The organism is Amycolatopsis sp. NPDC043889 (genome assembly GCF_056435645.1).
Map to the genome: position 1 here is coordinate 23,876 of NZ_JBWKEC010000027.1, position 20,586 is coordinate 44,461.

At 69.2% G+C, this 20,586-nt stretch carries 20 protein-coding genes; 15 read left to right on the plus strand and 5 right to left on the minus strand.

Features of this window, described 5'->3' with window-relative positions; translation table 11 throughout:
* The first annotated feature begins 191 nt into the window (after positions 1-191).
* Genes AC0685_RS33535 through AC0685_RS33560 form a run of 6 tightly spaced genes read left to right on the plus strand, consistent with a single transcriptional unit; the run spans position 192 to position 9,122 of the window.
* Positions 192-6,020: a type I polyketide synthase gene (locus AC0685_RS33535; protein ID WP_478229180.1), complete on the plus strand. Its 5,829-nt coding sequence runs from the start codon at positions 192-194 to the stop codon at positions 6,018-6,020.
* 1 nt (position 6,021) lies between these two features.
* A complete protein-coding gene (locus AC0685_RS33540) occupies positions 6,022-6,462 on the plus strand; it encodes an acyl-CoA thioesterase (protein ID WP_340687571.1) in 441 nt (146 codons plus the stop codon).
* Between the two features lies 1 nt (position 6,463).
* On the plus strand, positions 6,464-7,036 hold the full coding sequence (locus AC0685_RS33545; protein WP_340687572.1) for a flavin reductase family protein: 573 nt from the start codon (positions 6,464-6,466) through the stop codon (positions 7,034-7,036).
* 15 nt (positions 7,037-7,051) lie between these two features.
* On the plus strand, positions 7,052-7,219 hold the full coding sequence (locus AC0685_RS33550; RefSeq protein ID WP_340687573.1) for a DUF6222 family protein: 168 nt from the start codon (positions 7,052-7,054) through the stop codon (positions 7,217-7,219).
* Positions 7,216-8,919 carry an acyl-CoA carboxylase subunit beta gene (locus AC0685_RS33555; protein WP_457956842.1) on the plus strand — a complete coding sequence of 568 codons (1,704 nt, stop codon included), beginning with the start codon at positions 7,216-7,218 and terminating at the stop codon, positions 8,917-8,919. The genes AC0685_RS33550 and AC0685_RS33555 overlap by 4 nt, the downstream gene beginning before the upstream one ends.
* A gap of 26 nt (positions 8,920-8,945) precedes the next feature.
* Positions 8,946-9,122: an acyl-CoA carboxylase subunit epsilon gene (locus tag AC0685_RS33560; protein ID WP_478229181.1), complete on the plus strand. Its 177-nt coding sequence runs from the start codon at positions 8,946-8,948 to the stop codon at positions 9,120-9,122.
* Positions 9,123-9,308: 186 nt separating this feature from the next.
* Here AC0685_RS33560 and AC0685_RS33565 read toward each other — a convergent pair whose 3' ends face one another.
* Complete coding sequence (locus tag AC0685_RS33565) at positions 9,309-9,485, minus strand: hypothetical protein (RefSeq protein ID WP_340687576.1); 177 nt, start codon at positions 9,483-9,485, stop codon at positions 9,309-9,311.
* Positions 9,486-9,790: 305 nt separating this feature from the next.
* Between AC0685_RS33565 and AC0685_RS33570 the strand changes: the two genes are divergently transcribed.
* From AC0685_RS33570 to AC0685_RS33605, 8 genes are all read left to right on the plus strand, one after another.
* Positions 9,791-9,913 carry a hypothetical protein gene (locus tag AC0685_RS33570; RefSeq protein ID WP_478229182.1) on the plus strand — a complete coding sequence of 41 codons (123 nt, stop codon included), beginning with the start codon at positions 9,791-9,793 and terminating at the stop codon, positions 9,911-9,913.
* Positions 9,914-10,005: 92 nt separating this feature from the next.
* Positions 10,006-10,314 carry a DUF6235 family protein gene (locus AC0685_RS33575; RefSeq protein WP_340687578.1) on the plus strand — a complete coding sequence of 103 codons (309 nt, stop codon included), beginning with the start codon at positions 10,006-10,008 and terminating at the stop codon, positions 10,312-10,314.
* A gap of 221 nt (positions 10,315-10,535) precedes the next feature.
* Positions 10,536-11,021, plus strand: coding sequence for a DUF6423 family protein (locus AC0685_RS33580; protein ID WP_125792998.1), 486 nt, complete (start codon positions 10,536-10,538; stop codon positions 11,019-11,021).
* An 8-nt stretch (positions 11,022-11,029) separates the two neighbouring features.
* Positions 11,030-12,349, plus strand: a complete 1,320-nt coding sequence (locus AC0685_RS33585; protein WP_478229183.1) for an FAD-dependent oxidoreductase — start codon at positions 11,030-11,032, stop codon at positions 12,347-12,349.
* Complete coding sequence (locus tag AC0685_RS33590) at positions 12,342-12,824, plus strand: DUF6187 family protein (protein WP_340687580.1); 483 nt, start codon at positions 12,342-12,344, stop codon at positions 12,822-12,824. Before AC0685_RS33585 ends, AC0685_RS33590 begins: the two co-directional genes overlap by 8 nt.
* The gene (locus AC0685_RS33595; protein WP_340687581.1) at positions 12,796-13,341 is read left to right on the plus strand and encodes a carboxymuconolactone decarboxylase family protein; all 546 of its coding nucleotides are present in this window, start codon (positions 12,796-12,798) and stop codon (positions 13,339-13,341) included. Before AC0685_RS33590 ends, AC0685_RS33595 begins: the two co-directional genes overlap by 29 nt.
* Positions 13,342-13,625: 284 nt before the next feature.
* The gene (locus tag AC0685_RS33600; RefSeq protein WP_457956829.1) at positions 13,626-13,814 is read left to right on the plus strand and encodes a hypothetical protein; all 189 of its coding nucleotides are present in this window, start codon (positions 13,626-13,628) and stop codon (positions 13,812-13,814) included.
* A gap of 248 nt (positions 13,815-14,062) precedes the next feature.
* The gene (locus AC0685_RS33605; protein ID WP_478229240.1) at positions 14,063-14,668 is read left to right on the plus strand and encodes a response regulator transcription factor; all 606 of its coding nucleotides are present in this window, start codon (positions 14,063-14,065) and stop codon (positions 14,666-14,668) included.
* 18 nt (positions 14,669-14,686) lie between these two features.
* On the opposite strand, the gene AC0685_RS33610 is transcribed toward AC0685_RS33605, so the two are convergent.
* Positions 14,687-17,008 carry a sensor histidine kinase gene (locus AC0685_RS33610; RefSeq protein ID WP_340687584.1) on the minus strand — a complete coding sequence of 774 codons (2,322 nt, stop codon included), beginning with the start codon at positions 17,006-17,008 and terminating at the stop codon, positions 14,687-14,689.
* Positions 17,009-17,366: 358 nt separating this feature from the next.
* Here AC0685_RS33610 and AC0685_RS33615 point away from each other — a divergent pair, with 358 nt between their 5' ends.
* Entirely contained in the window at positions 17,367-17,987 is a 621-nt protein-coding gene (locus AC0685_RS33615) for an L-threonylcarbamoyladenylate synthase (protein WP_478229184.1), read from the plus strand.
* 43 nt (positions 17,988-18,030) lie between these two features.
* Here AC0685_RS33615 and AC0685_RS33620 read toward each other — a convergent pair whose 3' ends face one another.
* The 3 genes from AC0685_RS33620 to AC0685_RS33630 all read right to left on the minus strand — a co-directional run bounded on the left by AC0685_RS33620 (position 18,031) and on the right by AC0685_RS33630 (position 20,345).
* The gene (locus AC0685_RS33620; protein ID WP_478229185.1) at positions 18,031-18,717 is read right to left on the minus strand and encodes a winged helix-turn-helix transcriptional regulator; all 687 of its coding nucleotides are present in this window, start codon (positions 18,715-18,717) and stop codon (positions 18,031-18,033) included.
* Positions 18,718-18,764: 47 nt separating this feature from the next.
* Positions 18,765-19,577, minus strand: coding sequence for an AfsR/SARP family transcriptional regulator (locus AC0685_RS33625; protein WP_340687587.1), 813 nt, complete (start codon positions 19,575-19,577; stop codon positions 18,765-18,767).
* A gap of 162 nt (positions 19,578-19,739) precedes the next feature.
* Positions 19,740-20,345 carry a response regulator transcription factor gene (locus tag AC0685_RS33630; protein WP_478229186.1) on the minus strand — a complete coding sequence of 202 codons (606 nt, stop codon included), beginning with the start codon at positions 20,343-20,345 and terminating at the stop codon, positions 19,740-19,742.
* Between the last annotated feature and the right edge of the window lie 241 nt (positions 20,346-20,586).

Below are 20,586 nucleotides of genomic sequence, written 5' to 3' on the forward strand. Positions count from 1 at the left end.
GTGCCTGGCCCTGATCGCTCGGCCAGAGGCCGGATCACCTTCAACAACCAGAGAGAAGACTTCGCACCCGCCGCCGGTTCATGCTTGACCGGACTGCGCGAACGGACGGCGGCCGCGTTTCTGGGAACAGAGCCCGGCGCCGGGACCGGATTCCGTGACTTGAGTCTTGAGAGCTAGGGGAGTGCGGTGGCATGAGCGTTGAGCGGATTTCGATTGTCGGTATCGGTCTCCGATACCCGGACGCCGGTTCCCCGGAAGAACTGTGGGAGAACGTCCTCGCCGGCCGCAGGGCGTTCCGGAGATTGCCCGACGAGCGGATGAACCGCGAGGACTACTACTCGCCCGACCCCAAGGCGCCGGACCGTTTCTACGCCCAGAAGGCCGCGGTGCTCCGCGACTGGGAATTCGACCGGATCAAGTACAAGGTCGCGGGCAGCACGTTCCGGTCGACCGACACCACGCACTGGCTGGCGCTCGACGTCGCCGCGCAGGCGCTGGCGGACGCGGGGTTCCCCGAGGGCGAGGGGCTGCCGCGGTCCGCCACCGGCGTGGTCATCGGCAACAGCCTCACCGGCGAGTTCTCGCGCGCCAACATCATGCGGCTGCGCTGGCCGTACGTGCGCCGCACGGTCGCGGCGGCCCTCGCCGAGCGCGGCTGGGCCGAAAGTGACACCGCCGAGTTCCTTCACGACCTCGAGGCGCAGTACAAGGCCCCGTTCCCCGCGATCGACGAGGACACGCTCGCGGGCGGGCTGGCGAACACGATCGCCGGCCGCGTCTGCAACTTCTTCGACTTCGGCGGTGGCGGGTTCACCGTGGACGGCGCCTGCTCGTCTTCGCTGCTTTCGGTGGTCACGGCGGCGAACGCGCTTTCCGAGGGCGACCTCGACGTCGCCATCGCGGGCGGTGTCGACTTGTCGATCGACCCGTTCGAGGTGATCGGTTTCGCCAAGACCGGCGCGCTCGCCAAGCGGGAGATGAAGGTCTACGACGCCGATTCCAACGGTTTCTGGCCCGGCGAAGGTTCCGGCATGCTCGTGCTGATGCGCGAGGACGACGCGATCGCGCAGGGCAAGCGGATCTACGCCAGCATCGGCGGCTGGGGTGTCTCTTCCGACGGCAAGGGCGGCATCACCCGTCCGGAGGCCTCGGGTCACCGTCTCGCGCTTCAGCGGGCGTACGAGAAGGCGGGCTACGGCGTCGAAACCGTTTCCTACTTCGAGGGCCACGGCACCGGGACCGCGCTGGGCGACGCCACCGAGATCGAGGCGCTCTCAACCGCCCGCCGCGACGCCGACCCGCTCGCCGATCGCGCCGCGCTGAGCACGATCAAGGGCAACATCGGCCACACCAAGGCCGCGGCCGGTGTCGCCGGGCTGATCAAGGCGACGCTGGCGGTGTACCACCAGGTCATCCCGCCCGCGACCGGCCACTACGAGCCGCACGAGTCGCTGGTCGGCGACTCCGCGCGGATGTACGTCCCGACCGAGGCCGGGCTGTGGCCCGCGGACCACCCGGTCCGCGCGGGTGTCTCCGCGATGGGCTTCGGCGGCATCAACTCGCACGTCACCGTCACCGAGGCGCCGGGCGCGGCCCGGCGCAAGGACCTCGACGAGCGGACCCGCTCGCTGGTCGCCGGACGGCAGGACAGCGAACTGCTGCTCCTCGACGCCGACGACGCCGCGTCGCTGCGCGGCAGGCTGACCGGTCTGCTGGAAGTCGTGCCGAAGCTCTCGCTGGCGGAGCTCGGGGACCTCGCGGCCACGCTTTCCGCGGAACTGTCCGGGAAACCGGTCCGCGCCGCGATCGTCGCGACCAATCCCGAGGACGCCGAGCGCAAGCTGGCCAAGCTGCTCGACCTCCTCGGCGAGGGAGAGCCGGAAGTCTTCTCCACCGGCGACGGCATCTTCGCGGGCTCCCGCGTCAAGGACCCGAAGATCGGGTTCCTGTTCCCCGGCCAGGGTTCCGGGCGCGGTACGGTCGGCGCGCTGCGCAAGCGCTTCGCCCACGCCGACGACATCTATCGCGCGGCGGGCCTTTCGACCGGCGCCGACCAGGTCGCCACCGAGGTCGCGCAACCGCGCATCGTCACCGGTTCGCTCGCCGGGCTCCGCGTCCTGAAGAGCCTCGGCATCGAAGCGCAGGCGGTCGCCGGCCACAGTCTCGGTGAGCTCACCGCCCTGCACTGGGGTGGCGCGCTCACCGAACGCGAAGTCCTCAAGCTGGCCAAGATCCGCGGCAAGGTGATGGCGACCGCGAGCGACGGCAACGGCGCCATGGCGGGGATCGCCGCCGGCCCGGGGGTCGCCGAGCGCTTCGCCGAGGGTGAGGACGTCGTCATCGCGGGCTACAACGCGCCCGAGCAGACCGTCCTTTCCGGACCGTCGGAGGCGATCGACCGGGTGGTCGCCCGTGCCCGTGCGGAGGGCGTCACCGCCACCCGCATCAACGTCTCGCACGCGTTCCACTCGCCGGCGGTCGTCCCGGCCGCCGAGGCGATGACCGAGGAGCTGGCCGCGTTCGACTTCGCCAGGCTCGACCGGCCCGTCGTCTCGACGGTGACCGGTGACGTCCTGCACGCCGCCGAGGACCTGCGCGATCTGCTCCGGGACCAGGTGGTCCTGCCGGTCCGTTTCCGCGAGGCGGCCGCGAAGGTCGCCGAGCGCAGCGACCTGGTGATCGAGGTCGGCCCGGGCCACGTGCTCACCGGACTGTTCGGCGAGATCGCGCCCGGTACGCCGGTGCTCGCGATCGACACCGACAGCCCGAAGCTGGCTGCGCTGCTGAAGGTCGCGGGCGCCGCGTTCACGTTCGGCGCCCCGCTGGACACCTCCGCGCTGTTCGACGGCCGGATCGTGCGGACGCTGCCGGTGGACGGGGAGTTCTCGTTCCTCACCAGCCCGTGTGAGGCCGCGCCGTCCATCGGTGCCGACCTGACCCGCGACCGGGTCGCCGACCCCGCCGCGCCTGCCGAGGCCCCGGCCGGAACGGCCTCGGAGAGCGGTGGCAGCAGCACTCTCGACCTGCTGCGCAAGCTCGCTTCCGAGCGGGTGGAACTGCCCCTCGAAGCGGTCACCGCCGACACGCATCCGCTCGACGACCTGCACCTTTCGTCGATCACGGTCGGCCAGCTCGTCAACGACGTGACCCGGGCGCTCGGCCGCCCGGCGCTGGAGGGCATGCCGAACTTCGCGACCGTCTGTCTCGGCGAACTCGCCGAGATGATCGACGAACTCGCCCAGACCGCCAAACCCGCCGACAGCAACCAGGCCGAGGTCACCGGCGTCGGACCCTGGGTCCGGCCGTTCGGGGTCGAGTACGTCGTCGCGCCGAAACCGTCGCCAGATCTCACGCCGGGGCTGTCCACCGCCGAGTGGACGGCGTTCGCGCCGGACGGCCATCCGCTGGCGGAGCCGCTGCGCGCGGCACTGGCCACCGCGGGCGTCGGCGACGGTGTCCTCCTCTGCCTGAACTCCGACAGCGGTTCCGGCGACGTCGGCCTGTTCCTCGACGCGGGCCGCGCCGTGCTGGCCGCGCCCAACGGCACGCGGTTCGTCGTGGTGCAGCACGGTCTCGGTGCCTCCGGTCTGGCGAAGACGCTGCGCCTGGAGGACCCGTCGGCCCGCACCACGATCGTCGATCTCGCCGACGTCGGCCCGGTCGATCCCGAGGCCGTCAGCGCCGCGGTGTCCACCGTGGTCGCCGAAGTGGCGGCGACCAACGACTTCAGCGAGGTCCGCTACGACGCCGCCGGGGTCCGCACGGTGCCGAAGCTCGCGGCCATGACCCCGGCCGAGGCCGAGGGGACCCCGTTGGACTCCGGCGACGTCCTGCTCGTCACGGGTGGCGGCAAGGGCATCACCGCCGAGAGCGCGTTGGCGCTGGCCAAGGACTCCGGCGCGAAACTGGCGCTGCTCGGCCGGAGCGACCCGGCCGACGACGCCGAACTGTCGGAGAACCTCGGCCGGATGGCGGCGGCGGGCATCACCTACCGCTACGAACGCGCCGACGTCACCGACGCCCGTCAGGTGGCCGACGCGATCGGCCGCGTGCAGGCCGAGTTCGGCCCGGTCACCGCGGTCCTGCACGGCGCGGGCCGCAACGAGCCCGCCGCGCTGTTCTCCTTGACCGAGGAGAGCTTCCGCAAGACGCTGGCCCCGAAGATCGGTGGCCTCAACGCCGTCCTCGACGCCGTCGACCAGGACAAGATCAAGCTGCTGGTGACCTTCGGCAGCATCATCGGACGGGCGGGCCTGCGCGGCGAGGCGCACTACGCCACGGCCAACGACTGGATGACCGAACTGACCGTCCGCTTCGGCCAGGAACACCCCCAGGCCAGGGCGATCGCCCTCGAATGGTCGGTCTGGTCGGGGACGGGCATGGGCGAAAAGCTCGGCGTCGTCAGCGCTTTGATGCGCGACGGGATCACCCCGATCCCGACCGAGGAGGGTATCGAGATCCTCCGCCAGGTCGTCGGCGATCCGACCGCCCCGTCGGTGCTGGTCGTCTGCGGCCGGACCGGGGGGCTGGCCACCCTGCCGGTGGAGAAGCGCGAACTGCCGCTGACCCGCTTCGTCGACCGGGCGGTCGTGCACTACCCGGGTGTCGAGCTGATCACCGAGGCCGACCTGTCCGCGGGCAGCGACCCGTATCTGGCCGACCACCTGCTCGACGGTCAGCTGCTGTTCCCGGCGGTGATCGGGATGGAGGCGATGACCCAGGTCGCGAAGGCCGCCCTCGGCGCGGAAACGCTGCCGGCGCCGGTGCTCTCCGACGTCGAGTTCCTGCGCCCGATCATCGTCTCGCCGGGCGGGTCGACCACGATCCGGCTCGCCGCGCTGGCCAGGGACGCCGAAACGGTGGACGTGGTGCTGCGCAGCGGGGAGACCGGGTTCAGCGCCGACCACTTCCGGGCCCGGCTGCGGTTCTCCCGGCCGGATCCGCTCGGCGAGACCGTCGTCCGCGACGTCGCGCTGCCGCCCGTCCCGGTCGACCCGACGACCGAGCTGTACGGCACGGTCCTGTTCCAGGGCAAGCGATTCCAGCGGGTCACCGGCTACCGGCGGGCCAGCGCGCGGCACGCGGTCGCGGAGATCGCGACCGGCGCCGAGGTCGACTGGTTCGCGCCGTTCCTCCCGCAGGAGAAGCTGCTGGCCGACCCGGGCACCCGCGACGCGATGATGCACGCGATCCAGTGCTGTGTCCCGGACGCGACCCTGCTGCCGCAAGGGATCGAGCGGCTGTACCTCGCTGAACCCGGCGAGCAGGACCCGGAGTACGTGCTCCTCGACGCCCGCGAGCGTTCGCAGGACGGCGACAGCTACCTCTACGACCTCGACGTCCGCAACCCCGACGGGAAGCTGGTCGAGCGCTGGGAAGGGCTGAAGCTGCGCGCGGTGCGCAAGCGTGACGGCGAAGGACCGTGGGTTCCGTCGATGCTCGGGTCCTATTTGGAGCGTTCCGTGGAACGGCTGCTCGGCTCGTCCCGCGCGATCGTCGTCGAACCGGACCCGGTGGGCGCTTCCGTGGAGACCACGCCGGAACGGCGGGCGCAGACGGCACTGGCCGCCGGCCGCGCCGTCGACGCCCCGCTCGAGATCCGCTACCGCCCGGACGGCAAACCGGAGGCCGACGGGGTCGAGGTGAGCGCGTCGCACAGCGCCGACCTCACCCTGGCGATCGCGGGCGGCGGCCGGGTCGCGTGCGACGTCGAAACCGCGATCGAGCGGACGCCCGAGGACTGGGCGGGGCTGCTCGGTGAGGATCTGCTGGCGGTGGGCGAACTGCTCGCCGCGGACGCCCGCGAGCCGCTTTCGGTCGCGCACACCAGGGTCTGGAGCGCGCTGGAATGCGTGCGCAAGACCGGGGACATGACACAGGCGCTCACCGTGCACCGGGTCGACCCGGACGGCTGGGCGGTGCTTTCCCACGGCGGTGCCCGCATCGCCACCTGGGTGACGACCGTCAACGACCGGCCCGATCCCGTCGTCTTCGCGGTGCTCCAGGGAGAGGAGAACTGACATGGCCGACTACTACGAGATCCTGCATACCGTCGGGTTCGAAGAGACCAACCTGGTGGGCAACGTCTACTACGTGAACTACGTGCGCTGGCAGGGCCGGTGCCGCGAAATGTTCCTGAAGGAGAAGGCGCCCGCGGTGCTCGAAGAGGTCCGTGACGACCTCAAGCTCTTCACGCTCAAGGTGGATTGCGAGTTCTACGCGGAGATCACCGCGTTCGACGAGCTGTCCATCCGGCTGCGGCTGGAAGAGCTGACGCAGACCCAGGTCCAGTTCACCTTCGACTACGTCCACCTCACCGACGAGGGTGAGCGGCTGGTGGCCCGCGGAAGGCAGCGGATCGCGTGCATGCGCGGCCCGAACACGGCCACGGTGCCCAGCCGGGTGCCCGAGCAGCTGCGTGAGGCGCTGGCCCCGTACGCGGTCGACGGCAAGGGGGAATGACGTGGGCACGCTGGACGAGCCTTCGCGGCCCGTGCTGAAACGCCTGCCGTCGCCCGTGGCCCGCCGCCGGTTGTCCGCTCAGGCCGGGCTGCGGGAGGTGATGGGCCAGTTCGCCACCGGGGTCACCGTGCTGACCGCCGGCGGCGAACGGGCCCACGGGATGACCGCCAACGCCGTCACCTCCGTGTCGCTGGAGCCGCCGATGGTGCTGTGCTGCGTTTCCCGCGCGGCGCGGATGCACGAGGCGATCGTGACGGCGGGTTCGTACGCGGTCACGGTGCTGGCGTCGGACCAGAAGGAACTGGCGAAGTACTTCGCCGACTGGCGCCGCCCTGCCGGGCTCGCCCAGTTCGACTCGGTGGACTGGACGGCCGGTCCGCAGACCGGCGCCCCGCTGCTCGACGGCGCGCTGGCGTGGCTGGAATGCGAGCTGGCCGAAGTCTACGAAGGCGGTGACCACTCGATCTTCCTCGGCAAGGTGGTCGCCTCCAGCCGCGGCACCGCGCAGGACTCGCTGGTCTTCTACAGCGGCGGCTACCACCAGATCGACGGCCGGATCCGGGCATCGGCCTGACAGGAGAGGAAAGTCATGACCATCAACGAATCCACCCCGTCCGCCCCGGCGCCCACGGTCGAGCGGCCGCCAGTGGTGACCACCATGCCCCGTCTCGGACGGGGGGTGTGCTGGCGCGACATCATGCGCGAGATCGAGCTTGACGAACTCGAGCGTGATGCACGGCTACGGGACGCGGCGTGACCCTGCAAGGTGACCCGGGAGCACAACGCGCGGAGGACTCCGAGGTGGTGCCGCTGCCGGAGGACCGGCTGCGGCGCTCCCGGGTCCCGAGGGCGACCGACGGGCGGGTGATCCCCCTCGCCCGCGGCGCCGAACCGGTGCACCCGCCGCAGCCGACGATGCCGTTGCTGCGCGCCCAGCGCGACGAGCTGCGCGAGCACATCGTCGACGGGCGGCTCGACGGCGTCCGGCGGCAGCACTCGCTCGGCAAGCACACCGCGCGCGAGCGGCTGGAACTGTTGCTGGACGAGGATTCCTTCACCGAGATCGAGCTGTACCGGCGGCATCAGGCGAGCGGGCTCGGGCTGGCGGAGAACCGGCCGTACACCGACGGCGTCGTCGCCGGGTCGGGCACCATCGACGGACGGCGGGTGTTCGTCTACGCGCAGGACTTCACCGTCTTCGGCGGTTCGCTCGGCGAGGCGCACGCGGCGAAGATCCACAAGGTGCTGGATCTGGCGATCGCCACCGGTTCGCCGCTGATCGGGCTCAACGACAGCGGGGGAGCGCGGATCCAGGAAGGCGTCATGGCGCTCGACGGCTACGGCGGAATCTTCCGCCGCCAGGTCGAGGCGTCCGGCGTCATCCCGCAGATCAGCGTGGTGCTGGGGCCGTGCGCGGGCGGGGCGGCGTATTCGCCCGCGCTCGCGGATTTCGTGTTCATGGTGCGCGACACCGCCCGCATGTACCTGACCGGGCCGGACGTCGTCGAGACCGTGACCGGGGAACGGGTCAGCCACGACGAACTGGGGGGCGCGGACGTACACGGCGCGTCGTCCGGCGTGGCGACCGTGGTGCACGACGACGAGGAGAGCTGCCTCGCCGACGTCCGCTACCTGGTGTCGCTGCTGCCGTCGAACTACCTGGAGCCCGCGCCCCGCGAGCCGTCGCAGGACGCGGGCAAGGACCGGCGGCCCAGGTTCGCCGAACTCGTCCCGGTGGAGCCGAACAAGCCGTACGACATGCGCGAGGTGTTCGCGGAACTGGCCGACGACGGCGAGTTCTTCGAACTGCACGAGCGATGGGCAGGCAACGTGCTGTGCGCGCTCGCGCGGATCGACGGGCGGGTGGTCGGCCTGGTCGGCAACCAGCCGGTGGTGTTCGCCGGCGTGCTCGACGGCCCGGCGTCGCAGAAGGCGGCGCGGTTCGTGCGGTTCTGCGACGCCTTCAGCATCCCGCTGGTGACGCTCGTGGACGTCCCCGGCTTCCTGCCGGGGGTCGAGCAGGAGCACTCGGGGATCATCCGGCACGGGGCCCAGCTGCTGCACGCCTACTGCGAGGCGACCGTGCCACGCGTCCAGGTGATCCTGCGCAAGGCGTACGGCGGCGCGTACATCGTGATGGACTCGCGGTCCATCGGGACCGATCTCTCGCTGGCGTGGCCGACCAACCAGATCGCCGTGATGGGCGCCGAGGGCGCGGTCAACGTGCTGTTCCGCAAGGATCTCGCCGCCGCGCCCGATCCGGACGCGCTGCGCGCGCATCTGGTCGCCGAATACACCGAGGAGTTCATGAACCCGCAGTACTCGGCCGAACGCGGGCTGGTCGACGACATCATCGACCCCGCGGACACCCGGTCCGCCGTCGCCAGGGCGCTGGACATGCTGCAGGACAAGCGAAAGGCGGCGCCCCAGCGCAAGCACGGCAACCACCCGATCTGAACGGGGGAACCATGTCACCGTCCGGAATGGACAGTGCGCCCGTCTTCCGGGTCCTGCGCGGGGACCCGGAAGACGCCGAACTGGCGGCCCTCGTGGCCGTCTTCACCGCGTTGGCCTCCGTCGCGCCCCCGCCCGCGGCGCCGGCCCGCTCCACCTGGTCGCCGCTCGCCGCGCCGACCTGGCGTACCTCGACGCTGCGCTAGAACACACGCGGGCGTTTGGTCGTAACACGCGTGTCTGGAGCCGTAACACGCGTGTTTCCGGGCGCATCTGCGAGTTACGCGTTCAATCACGCGAGTTACGCGTTCAATCACGCGTGTGCGGTCTTCGATCACGCGTGCCCAGGCCTCCTTGGGGACCCAGAGTCCCTCAAGGAGGCCTTCACTGACTCACGCGAGACGTCGCGCCGCCTCGATTTCCCGCCGCGGCGGATACGTACTGTGGCGGGCGTGCACCGCGACGTAGAGGATCTCTCCGTCGAGCACGGCCTCCAGACCCGTTCGCTCCCCGGGCCGGAACGGGCCCCCGCAGGCCGCACAGGTCCGCTGCCGCTCCGCGGCGCTCATTGCCGGCCCCGCTGCTCGGGGACCGCGGGGTCGGGCCACGACAGGCCCAGCAAGTCGACGTCGACTTCGTCGTCGGCGTAGATCTCGTACGGGTCGAGGCGTTCGGTCATGGTGGCTCCCTGGGTTCCGAGTTACCTCAAGGGCACTACCGGCGGCCCTCCGGCGGCGACTTTTCCTTTGCTCACCGAGGCCTCCGCCCGTCCTCGAGCGGGTCACGATCGGACGGGTCCATCCTTGGTTGTCAAGTGAGTCGTTCATCGAAGGCCGGGAGGAACGTCATGACGGCACAGGTGCGAATTTGGGTCGTGACCGATGATTTCGACCCGCGCGGGGGCGCGGAGGCCGGCGCGGCGGTGGTCGTCCCGGAGCCGAGGCAGGCCACCGAAAACGATTTCCCGGCCGACCACATCGTCCTCGGTTACAACTAGGCACGGCGCACGGACGAAGAAGACCATCAGGTATCGCGCGCGCGACGATGAAGATCGCCCGCGAACCGACCAGACCTCGAGGAGGCCTCCGGATGGCTATGCGCCTCCAGCTCACGTCGGGTTTGCAGGTGTTGGAAGAATGGGCGATCAATGCTCCGCAGGCCGACCGGAATGTCGTCTACGAAGCGCTTTTCGCGGTGGCGGACGGCTCCGCCTTCCTCATCTACGACATTTTCGGCGACAGCAGGGAACCGCATCAGTTTCTTTTTCTGGTGAAACACGACCTCGTCCTCCGTATCGGGATCGATCGCGCCGATTCCTCGTTCGAGATCGTCTACATCGGGGCGCTGGAGCAGGGCACACCCGCGGCGGCCTGGGCTGAGGAATCCGACGAATCCTGACCCGGGTACCGCCGAACGGCCCAGTCCGGACGGGGAGTGGATCATGTGTTCCTCATCTTGACATCGCCCAGTTCAGCGTGAAATTCTTCCGGTGTTTGCGGCTGGGGGGATCATGCCGGGGATTGAATTGCGATATCGAGGTCTGGGAGGCGTGAAAGATGTCATCACCTGAATTCCCGGGATTGGATGTTTCCACTCGGGTACGCGCACGTGACATTCAGATGGCCGGGGTCGCCGACGTCCGGCGGCGGGTGCTGATGATCTCCGGGGCGATCGACACCACTGATCACGACATCTCGGTGAGTGTCAATCTCCCGGAACCGGGCCGCTGGCAGGTCATCAAGTCCGAGACCAACCTGACCGACAAGACCTGGGTCGCGATGCAGGTCGTCACCGACGAGGACTCGACCTTCGTCAACGACGCCGACACGCTCGTCCTTTCCCGCCAGTTCTCGAAGTCCTTCATGACGCCGGATCAGCGCCGCCTCACCTTCTACGACGGTGAAGTCCGGCCTGGCGAGGCGGTGCTCAAGGTGTACTCGCTCGACGCGGGCGGCCGGAAGCCGACCTACTCCTACTCCCGCTACAGCCCGATCGCGACCGACACCGCCGAGCAGTCCCAGCAGACCCTGGACGAAATGATCAGCAACGGGATGAAGCAGCGGCCCGTGATCGAGCTGATCGTCCCGGTGACCGTGATCGGCTGAGCACACCGGTGATCACCTTCGTCCCGGAACCCCATCTCCTCGAATCGCCGCGCGGGCGTGAGTGGCCGGTACTCCCCGGCACCCGCGCGGCGGTCACCGCCGAACCGCCGTCCGCCGCCGACGTGGTCGTCGTCGGGGCGGGCCCGGCCGGGCTCGCGGTCGCTTCCGCGCTGTGGCACCACGGCGTGACCGACATCGTCGTCGTCGACCGCGACGGCCGTCCCTGCGGCCGCTTCTTCGACCGCGTCGATCTGCTCGGCCAGCGCGTGCTGCGGTCGCCGTACGAGCACCACCCCGGCGTCGAGGGGTACCGCGACTGCGAACTCCTGGACTTCGCCCGGCTGCACTGGTCGGTGCTCACCCCGGTGGAACGCCGGGAGATCCGCATGGCGCAGGCCGGGCATCGCTCGGTCGTGCCCGTCGACGTCTTCGAGGCCTACTGCCGTCATCTCGCGGCGAGTCATCACGTCACCGAGCGGACCTGGCGCGGTTCGGTCCGCGAGGTGCTGCCGACCGCGGACGCCGTCACCGTCCGCGCCGACCGGTTCTCCGTCACCGCGCGGCACGTCGTGCTGTGCCTCGGAGAGGAGCGCCGGTCCGCCCCGGGCACCTGGTGGGGCGGCGGCCGTCCACCGCGCGGGGTGAGCTACTGGGACGAACCCGTTCCCGATGGCGGGAAGCGGCTCGCCGTCGTCGGTGCCGGCCTCACTGCCGCGCACCTGATCTCCAACGGTCTCGCCCAGGGCCGCGAGGTGCACTGGGTGGTCCGCGAAGCGGGCGAACGCTACCAGTGCGCCGACGTCAACTCGTCGTTCTTCCGGCCCGAAGGCCGCGCTCGTTTCGACGGCGTGGGCTGGTCCGAGCGGCTCGAACTGATGGGCCGGTTCCGGCGCGCGTCGATCATGTTCGAGTTCCGACCGATGCTCCAAGCGGCCGAAGCCGAAGGCAGGCTGATCGTGCATCGCGGCAGGGCGATCACGAAGGTGACGCCCGGTGTCGGCCTCCACCTCGAAGACGGTTCGCGGGTGTCCGTGGACCACGCCGTACTGGCGCTCGGCACCACGCCGTCGATCGGGGACGGCCTGATGCCCGCCGAGGCCGTCCTCGACCGCGGCGGCTGGCCGCGGCTGGACGAACGCACCTTCGCCTACCTCGGCGCGCCCCGGGTCTTCGCCGTCGGCGCGGCCGCGGGGATGGCGCTGGGGCCCGCCGCCCGCAACATCGACGGTCACCGCGTCGCCACCGCACGGGTCGCGGCCACCGTCGCCGAAAACCTGCGGCGCGACCTCCCGCTGCGGACGGCCACGAAGGACGTCGCCCGTGTCTGAGCCTTACGACTCCCGCTTCACCCTGCCGTCGATCGACGACGCTCCCTCGACCGAGGCCGGGGTGATCCTGCTGGGGCTGGACGCCGAACGCCTGCTCGCCGGCGTCGGGCTCGCCCGGATCGCCGACGAGCCCGCGCTGGTCGCCCTCGCCGTGGACCAGGCCCGGCACGACGCGCTCGACCTCCGTACCGAAGCGCTGGTCGAGGCCGGCATCCTCCGCTGGCGCGCGGTCCGCCCGCTGATCGAAGCAGGTCCGGAGATGGCGTCGGCGGGTTCCCTGCGCCGAGAATGGGAACACGCGACCGCGCGCGTCACCGCCACGGTGACCGGGCTGGGACCGGCATCGGTGTCCTGCCTCGCGGCCTGCTGGCTGCGGCGCGACGACATCGACGACGCGGTCCGGTCCGCCTCGACCATGCGGTCGCCGGAACAGGGGAGCGCACAAGATGTCCTATCTCGGGTCTTTGCCGACTGACGCCACTCTGCTGCAGGTGTTCCAGCGGTTTCCCGCCCCGGCGGCGAAGCTGCTGGACTTGCACGAGCTGATCATGCGGGCGCCGTCGGCGTTCGGCGCGGGGGAGCGGGAGCTGATCGCGGCCTACGTCTCCGGCGTCAACGACTGCGGGTACTGCCACGGGGTCCACACCGTCACCGCGGAGGCTTTCGGTGTCCCGGAAGGACTTCTGACCGCCGCACTGGACGACCTCGGTTCCGCGCCCGTGGACGAGCGCATGAAGCCCGTGCTGGCCTATGTGGGCAAGCTGACGCGTACGCCGTCCCAGGTGACCGAAGAGGACGCTGAGGCCGTCTTCGCGGCGGGCTGGGACGAAGCCGCGCTGCACGACGCGGTGCTCGTGTGCGCCCTGTTCAACTTCATGAACCGGATGGTCGAGGGGCTCGGGATCCGCGCCGACGCCGCGTACGCGAAGACGTCCGGCGTGCGCCTGAAAGAGGGCGGATACGCCGGCCTGGCGACCCTGCTCGGCTCCTGAAACCTCTGTCCATAGTGGACGTATAGATTGGTCTGTTCGGGGTAGTCCCGTGACTATCGGTGATCGTGGCATAAAGAGATCGCTTCGGCGCGCACCGTCACCGATGACGGTGCGCGTTACTCCATTCGATGGCGTTGATCGAGGGAACGGAGCAATCGCGAGAACCTTCCGGAGTAGGCAAAAAGCATATTCCCGCGATGATGCACGGCACTGGTTGGGAAACGGACATGCGGGCACGATCGTCTCATTGAAAGAAAGCCCCGACCAGCCTGGGAGTCATTTCGATGCAGAACGCTGCGACCGACAACGTCCGTTCGCTCTTCGCCGTCCGGGGAATCGACACCACTTCGGCCGGGCACCAGGTCGAGCTGGTGATCGACCGGTTCGACAACTGGTCCAACCGGCAGGGTGGGCAGGTCTTCGGCTGTTTCACCACCTGTGAGGTCCCTCCGCCTCTGGCCGAGGCGAGCTGAAACCGGCCACCCGCTCCGCCGACCGCCTCTCACATCGCGAACGTGAGAGGCGGTCGGCTTCGTGAGCTTACGGAAAGTCGCCAATGAGTGCGGCACTCGTATCCGGGTAACTCGTTCGCCGCGTAATCCACCAAGTCGGACATCCCTTGGCAGAGCCGACTCATCACTCGAATGGTGGAACGCATTCCGGTTGGCCGTGTTTAAGTTGGGTGACGGGGGCAGCGTGCGCGGAGGGGGCGGCGCCGATGGTGATCAGAGTTCTCATAGCCGAGGACATGCATATCGTCAGAGGGGCCCTGGTAGCGCTCCTGCGGCTGGAGCCGGATATCGAAGTGGTGTCCGAAGTGGCGTCCGGAGACGAGATCCTGGCCGCCGCGCGGAGTTCGCGGATTCAGGTCGCGATCATCGACATCGACCTTCCCGGCAAGGACGGGCTCACCGCGGCCACCGAAATCCACGAGCAGCTTCCCGAGGTCAGGACGCTGATCCTGACCAGCCTCGGCAGACCAGGCACTCTTCGCCGGGCGCTGGCGGCCAAGGTCAACGGTTTCCTGTTGAAAGACGCCCCCGCGGAGAAGCTCGCCAACGCGGTGCGCGGGGTGGCCGCCGGACGGAGGATGGTCGACGGCGAGCTGGCGCTGGCCGCCTGGGACACCGTGGACTGCCCGCTGACCCCGCGCGAGATCGACGTCCTGCGGTTGACCGCGGAGGGCCGCGACACCCTGGAGGTCGCGGCGAAGGCGTTCCTCTCCACCGGAACGGTGCGCAACTACCTGACCACGATCGTGGCAAAGCTCAACGCACGCAACCGGGTCGACGCGATCCGGATCGCGAAGGAATCCGGCTGGCTCTGAGCGGTGCTGGACCGTGGTCTAGACCGGCACCACGGCACGCAACCGGAACCGTCCGTCGGCCTCGACACCGGCGGTCAACTCGCCGCCCAGCCCGGCGACGCGATCCGACATGTTCGTGATGCCACTGCCCGCGACCTCGACCCGCGCCGGCTTGTCCGGATTCCGAGGTTGCCCGTTCACGACGCCGTCGTTGACGATGTCCAGCGCGACCCCGTTGCCGACCCGCCGCACCGCGATCTCGCATCGTTCGACCTTGCTGTGCCGCAACACGTTCGTCACGCTCTCGCGCAGCACCACGGCCAGCACCGTGCGCACCGGGGCAGGCAGATCCCCGTGTTCCATCTCCAGCCGCACCTGGACGTCAGCGGCCGTCAGTACCGCCTGTGCGGACCGCGACTCCTTGTCCAGCGACAGTTCGCGGTAGCCGCTTGCCACCGAGCGGACGTCGGTCAGTGCCTGCCGGGTCAGACCGAGGATCTCCAGCAGCTCGTCGGAGGCCCGCGTGGTGTCGATGTCCATGATCCGGCTGGTCAGCTCGCTCTTCAGCGCGATCGCCGAGAGGCTCATGCCGAGCAGGTCGTGCAGGTCGCGGGCGAAGCGCAGCCGTTCCTCGGCGACCGCGACCTCGGCCAGCCGTTTCCTGGTCTCACCCAGTTCGGTCACCAGCCGGGTCAGCCAGATGAGCCCGAAGACCATCAGGCCGGTGTTCAGTTGGGACGCGAAGGTGTTGAACGCGTCGAGGAAGCCGGCGCCGGACTCGATCCGGATGAGCACGGGCCCGGCGACCGTCGCGGCGAACGCGGACCATCCCGCGATCGGCGGCAGCACCAGCAGGGCGGTGCCGGCGAACAGGCTGGGCAGGCTCACCCAGGCGTTCCCGAGCGGGATCAGCGGCAGAAAGACCAGACAGGCCTGGACGAACAGCAGCGCGTAGCTCCGCCGTGAACGCAGCCGGACGTTCGGCCGGGCGAAATAGGCCAGTTGCAGGGTGACGAGTGCGGTGAGGGGGCCGGCGACGAGCGCGATGCGCCAGCCGTCCCCGGTCAGGTTGAAGACCCGGGACATGGCCGAGAGACCGAAGACGATGAAGACCGCCGTCAGCATCCACTGGACGTTCCTGGCGTCGATCCGGGACCAGTGACTGGGACCCCGCGCCAGTGCGGCCTCGGCGGGGTCGGCCTGCTCGGGCACCGGCAGTTCGGCATGGAGGCGCCATCGTCCGGTCGAGTCGGGACCCGCGCTGAGCGTCCCGCCGTGTCCGATGATCTCGTCTGTCACCTCGCGGAGGCTCTCGGCCGTCTCCGCCGGGACGTCCTCGTGCGCCGTGCCGTCATGGACGATCTCCAGCGCGACGCGGCCCTCGCTGGTGCGCACGGCGATCTCGCAGTGTTGGACGCCGGTGTAGCGGAGCACGTTCGTGACGCCCTCTCGCAGCACCTTCGCCAGCAAGGTGCGCAGCTTCACCGGCAGCTCGACCTGTTCGAGATCGACCCGCACCGCGACGTTCGAGGCTGAAAGCAACGACACCGCGGTGCGCGATTCCTTGTCCAGCGACAGCTCACGGTACCCCCTGGCCACCGACCGCACGTCGGACAGCGTGCGCTGCGCGATCCCGGTGATCTCGGCCAGTTCCTCGCGCGCCCGCTGCGGTGACTTGCGCAGGAGCCGGTGCACCAGTTCACCCTTGAGCGAGATCGCGGACAGACCGAGCCCGAGCAGGTCGTGCAGGTCCTTGGCGAAGGCCAGCCTCTGCTCCGCCACGGCTCGCCTCGCCAGTTCGGTGCGGGCCTGATGCAGTTCGTTCACCAGCCTCGCGAGCCAGGTCAGCAGATACGTGACCAGCCCGTAGACCACCGCGCTGACCGTGTCGATCGTCGCTCCGAGCGCGGAGTCGGCATGGATCCACAGGATCCACGACGTGGCCGCGATGAGGGTGGTGAACACCGGCCAGCCGACCCGCGGGCGGAGGATCAGCAGCGAACTGCCGGCTGCGATGGTGGTCAGCGAGGTCAGCGCCTCGTCGAAGTGCAGTACCGGCAGATAGGCGAGACCGGTCTGGACCCCCAGAGTCGCCTTCGCCCGCCGGGTGTCCAGGCGGATCGCCGGGCGGCTGAAGTACAGCAGCTGGATCGCGAGCACGGGCCCGACGTACAGCACGGCCAGCAAGCCGTGCTGAAGGTCCATCCCAGGCTGAAGCAGGACGCCGAGCAGACCGAAGAGGCAGGCGTTGACGAAGACGACGGTGATGACCAGCCCGGCGAGGAACAGCGCCCGGCGAGGACGCCGGTCGATGCCGGCGGTTCCGAGAGGTTCGGCGGTCACAGCGAGCTGGTCCGGCACAGGCACCCCAGTGGTAACAGAAAGACGGCTCGATCTGGTCGCGTCCCCCCTCGCGACGGCCCGGGCCGTGACACGGCCCTCCATCGCTATGGTTCGGATCATAGCCCATGTTCGTTACCCGGGTCGGTCCCTCCGGATAACGGAAGAACGGCGAACAGGGAGACGCTTTCCCCGCTGGGGACGGGAAAACTCCGGTGTTCACCCGCACGGGTGTGGGCTGTTCGCACCACCGCGTTCATCGCGGAACATACCACGATGGAAGACGCGGCGGCCGGGAACGGGCGCGGAGATCCACTGTGTACGCGGCCCGCGACAGCCTCTCGCGGCGGGCGCGGGCCGGTGGCCTTAAGCTCTGCGCATGGCCAGGTATTTCGACGTACACCCGGAAAATCCGCAACGGCGCGCGATCGGACAGGTCGTCGACTTCCTGCGCGAAGACGGGCTCATCGCGTATCCGACGGACTCCTGCTTCGCCCTCGGCTGCCAGCTGGGGAACAAGCAGGGCATCGACCGTATCCGGAGCATCCGCAAACTCGACGACCGCCACCATTTCACCCTGGTGTGCCAGGATTTCGCTCAGCTGGGCCAGTTCGTGCACGTGGACAACGCGGTCTTCCGCGCGGTCAAGGCGTCCACGCCCGGCAGTTACACGTTCATCCTTCCGGCCACCAAGGAGGTTCCGCGACGGCTGCTGCACGCCAAGAAGAAGACCGTCGGCGTGCGCATCCCGGACCACGTGGTCACCCAGGCACTGCTGGGCGAACTCGGCGAGCCGCTGCTGTCGAGCACGCTGCTGCTACCCGGCCAGGAGGAGCCGATGACCCAGGGCTGGGACATCAAGGAACATCTGGAGCACGTGGTGGACGCGGTGATCGACTCCGGTGACTGCGGGGTCGAACCCACCACCGTCATCGATTTCTCGTCGGGGGAACCGGAGATCGTGCGGCGGGGCGCCGGCGACACCGCACGGTTCGAATAGGAACGGCGGGACCGGCGTCCCGGCCCCGCCGCTGGAACGGTCCTCAGTGCGTGACGAGCCCTTCGGTCTTCGTCGGCGCGGAGGGGATGTGGAACATCCGGGTGAACAGCTCCAGCTTGTCCGGATCGCCCTTGACGGCCACGGCGCCGCTGGTGAGCGCGCTCGCCGCGTCCATCTCGCCGTTCAGCAGCTTCAGCATGTACGGGCCGCGCGGCTCGATGACGAGGTCCGGGTCCGGGTGCGTGCCCTCGCCCGCGGTCAGGGCGCCGTCCTCGATCACCGCGTGGATGACCATCTCGCCGCCGTAGTGCATTTCGAACGTGCAGTGGACGCCACGGGCCGCGTCCGGCTGGAACGTGGTGTACAGCGACAGGACGGCCGAGTCGAGGGTGAACAGGTCGTCCGCCGTCTGGTCGCCGAGCGAACGGGCACCCCACAGGCCCAGCTGCAGCAGGATCTGGTCGAGGTCGTTGCCGTACTCGGTCAGCTCGTAGACCACCCCGGCGTCGAGCTGCGAGAGCACCCGGCGCTGGACGACACCGTGCTGCTCCAGCTCGTTGAGCCGGGTCGACAGGATGCTCATCGGGATCTTCGGCAAGCCCTGTTGCAGCTCGTCGAACCGTTTCGGGCCGAGTACCAGGTCACGGATCACGAGCAGGGACCAGCGTTCCCCGATGATCTCGAGGGCGCGGGCGAGGCCGCAGAACTGGCCATAGGTGCGAGCGGTCATGCTTGACTCCTCATATTCCTGGATCTGGTGGTGGCGGTGGTGCTCGGTCAGCGGACCGGGTGTCCCTCGGAAAGCAGTTCGCGGTGCAGCTCTCGCAGTTCGGCGCTGGGTTTCACCCCCAGTTCGTCCTCGAGCCTGGAGCGCAGCCACTCGTAGGACGCCAGTGCGTCGCTGCGTCGTCCGCTGAGCCCCAGTGCGCGGATCAGGTGGGCGTGCAGGGTTTCGTCGAACGGGTCCGCGGTGGTCAGCGACCGCAGGACGCCGAGCATCTCCCGGTGCCTGCCGGCGCGGATCTCGGCCTCGATCCACAGGTCGCGGGCATCGCGCCGCTCCTCCAGCAGATAGACGGTGTAGGCGGCGAGGGTCGGTCCACAGTGGATGTTCGCCAGCGGGGGACCGGACCACAGGTCCAGTGCGGTACGGAAGGCGTGCGCGGCCGCCGCGTCGTCGCCTGCTTCGAGCAGTTCACGGCCGACCCGGTGGAGCCGCTGGAATTCCGCCACGTCGACCACATCCGCGTCGATCTCGAGCCGGTAGCCGGGCGGGCTGGTGACCAGCAGATCGCCGGTACCACCGGGGTCGAGGTGACGGCGGAGGTGGTGGACGTAGGTGTGCAGGGCCCGGCGGGCACTGCGGGGCGGGGCTTCGTTCCACAGTTCGTGCACGAGGGAGTCGACGTGGACCGTCCTGCCGGGTCGGATGAGCAGCATCGCCAGCAGTTGCAGGAGTTTCGGCGTGCTCGGCGCGCGATCGGTGGCATCGATGTGCAGTTCGAGCGGGCCGAGGAGCCGCGCGCGCACGCCGTGCGGCGCATCGGTCGAGGCGACCGTGTCACCCGGTTCGATCGTCATCGCGTACATCCCCTGCCCTCCGGACTCCCCTCAATGACGGTGACAGAGGCGGAACCTTCGGAACAGTGCCGGAAACACACGACGGACCGTGATTTTTTCTTTGCCCCGTATGCGATCGTCACGTATTGGAGCGCTGAACCGGTTGTGGCAAAAGAGAAGACGCGAACCGGGTCAGAGCCAGTCCGAATCGCGGGCGATGCGGATGGCGTCCACCCGGTTGCGGGCGTTGAGTTTCGTCACCACGGTGGCGAGGTAGTTCCGGACGGTTCCCGGTGACAGGAACAGTTCCGCCGCGATGTCGGCGACCGTGTGCCCGTTCGCGGCGAGGCGGAGGATCTCGACCTCCCGCGGGGTCAGCGGGCAGTCCTCGGTTCCCCACGCGGACAAGGCGAGTTCGCTGTCGATGACCCGGCGGCCGGTGGCGACCAAGCGGACGGCGTTGGCGAGTTTGTCGGCGGGCGCGTCCTTGAGCAGGAAGCCGTTGACCTTCGCGTCGAGCGCGCGGCGTACGGTGCCTGGGCGGCCGAGCGACGTGAGGATCAGCGTGCGGACGTCCGGAAGTTGCTGGCAGAGTTCGGAAGCGGCGGTGAGCCCGTCTTTGGCGGGCAGATCGATGTCGATGATCGCGACGTCCGGCAGGTACTCCGCCGCCATCGGGAGGATCTTGTCGCCGGAACCCACCTCCGCGACGACCTCGATGTCTTGTTCGAGGTTCAGCAGGGCGACCAAGGCGCCGCGGACCAGGTGCATGTCCTCGGCCAACAGGACTCGGATCACTCCGACCTCCTCTTCCCCAGAAACACGGTAACTCTCAGTGTACCCAGCAAACCCGCAAGAGTGAATCTGATTCGCACGATACAAGGTTACGCATTTTCCGGTGGCAGATCGGCAAGATCGATTCCCTGGTGAGCTGCGACGATGGCGTGGCTTCGAAGGTGGTGAAACTGCGACCGATCGATTACTCACCGTCATGTAAGAGGTTGGCAAAAAATGGCGTCCCGAGTGGTTTTCATTTTCT

Excerpts from the sequence above, each read along its gene's own strand:
- AC0685_RS33535 (WP_478229180.1), top strand. The coding sequence starts at position 192 with ATGAGCGTTGAGCGGATTTCGATTGTCGGTATCGGTCTCCGATACCCG.
- AC0685_RS33540 (WP_340687571.1), top strand. The coding sequence starts at position 6,022 with ATGGCCGACTACTACGAGATCCTGCATACCGTCGGGTTCGAAGAGACC.
- AC0685_RS33550 (WP_340687573.1), top strand. The coding sequence starts at position 7,052 with ATGACCATCAACGAATCCACCCCGTCCGCCCCGGCGCCCACGGTCGAG.
- AC0685_RS33560 (WP_478229181.1), top strand. The coding sequence starts at position 8,946 with ATGGACAGTGCGCCCGTCTTCCGGGTCCTGCGCGGGGACCCGGAAGAC.
- AC0685_RS33565 (WP_340687576.1), bottom strand. The coding sequence starts at position 9,485 with ATGAGCGCCGCGGAGCGGCAGCGGACCTGTGCGGCCTGCGGGGGCCCG.
- AC0685_RS33575 (WP_340687578.1), top strand. The coding sequence starts at position 10,006 with ATGGCTATGCGCCTCCAGCTCACGTCGGGTTTGCAGGTGTTGGAAGAA.
- AC0685_RS33580 (WP_125792998.1), top strand. The coding sequence starts at position 10,536 with ATGGCCGGGGTCGCCGACGTCCGGCGGCGGGTGCTGATGATCTCCGGG.
- AC0685_RS33595 (WP_340687581.1), top strand. The coding sequence starts at position 12,796 with ATGTCCTATCTCGGGTCTTTGCCGACTGACGCCACTCTGCTGCAGGTG.
- AC0685_RS33600 (WP_457956829.1), top strand. The coding sequence starts at position 13,626 with ATGCAGAACGCTGCGACCGACAACGTCCGTTCGCTCTTCGCCGTCCGG.
- AC0685_RS33615 (WP_478229184.1), top strand. The coding sequence starts at position 17,367 with ATGGCCAGGTATTTCGACGTACACCCGGAAAATCCGCAACGGCGCGCG.
- AC0685_RS33620 (WP_478229185.1), bottom strand. The coding sequence starts at position 18,717 with ATGACCGCTCGCACCTATGGCCAGTTCTGCGGCCTCGCCCGCGCCCTC.
- AC0685_RS33625 (WP_340687587.1), bottom strand. The coding sequence starts at position 19,577 with ATGTACGCGATGACGATCGAACCGGGTGACACGGTCGCCTCGACCGAT.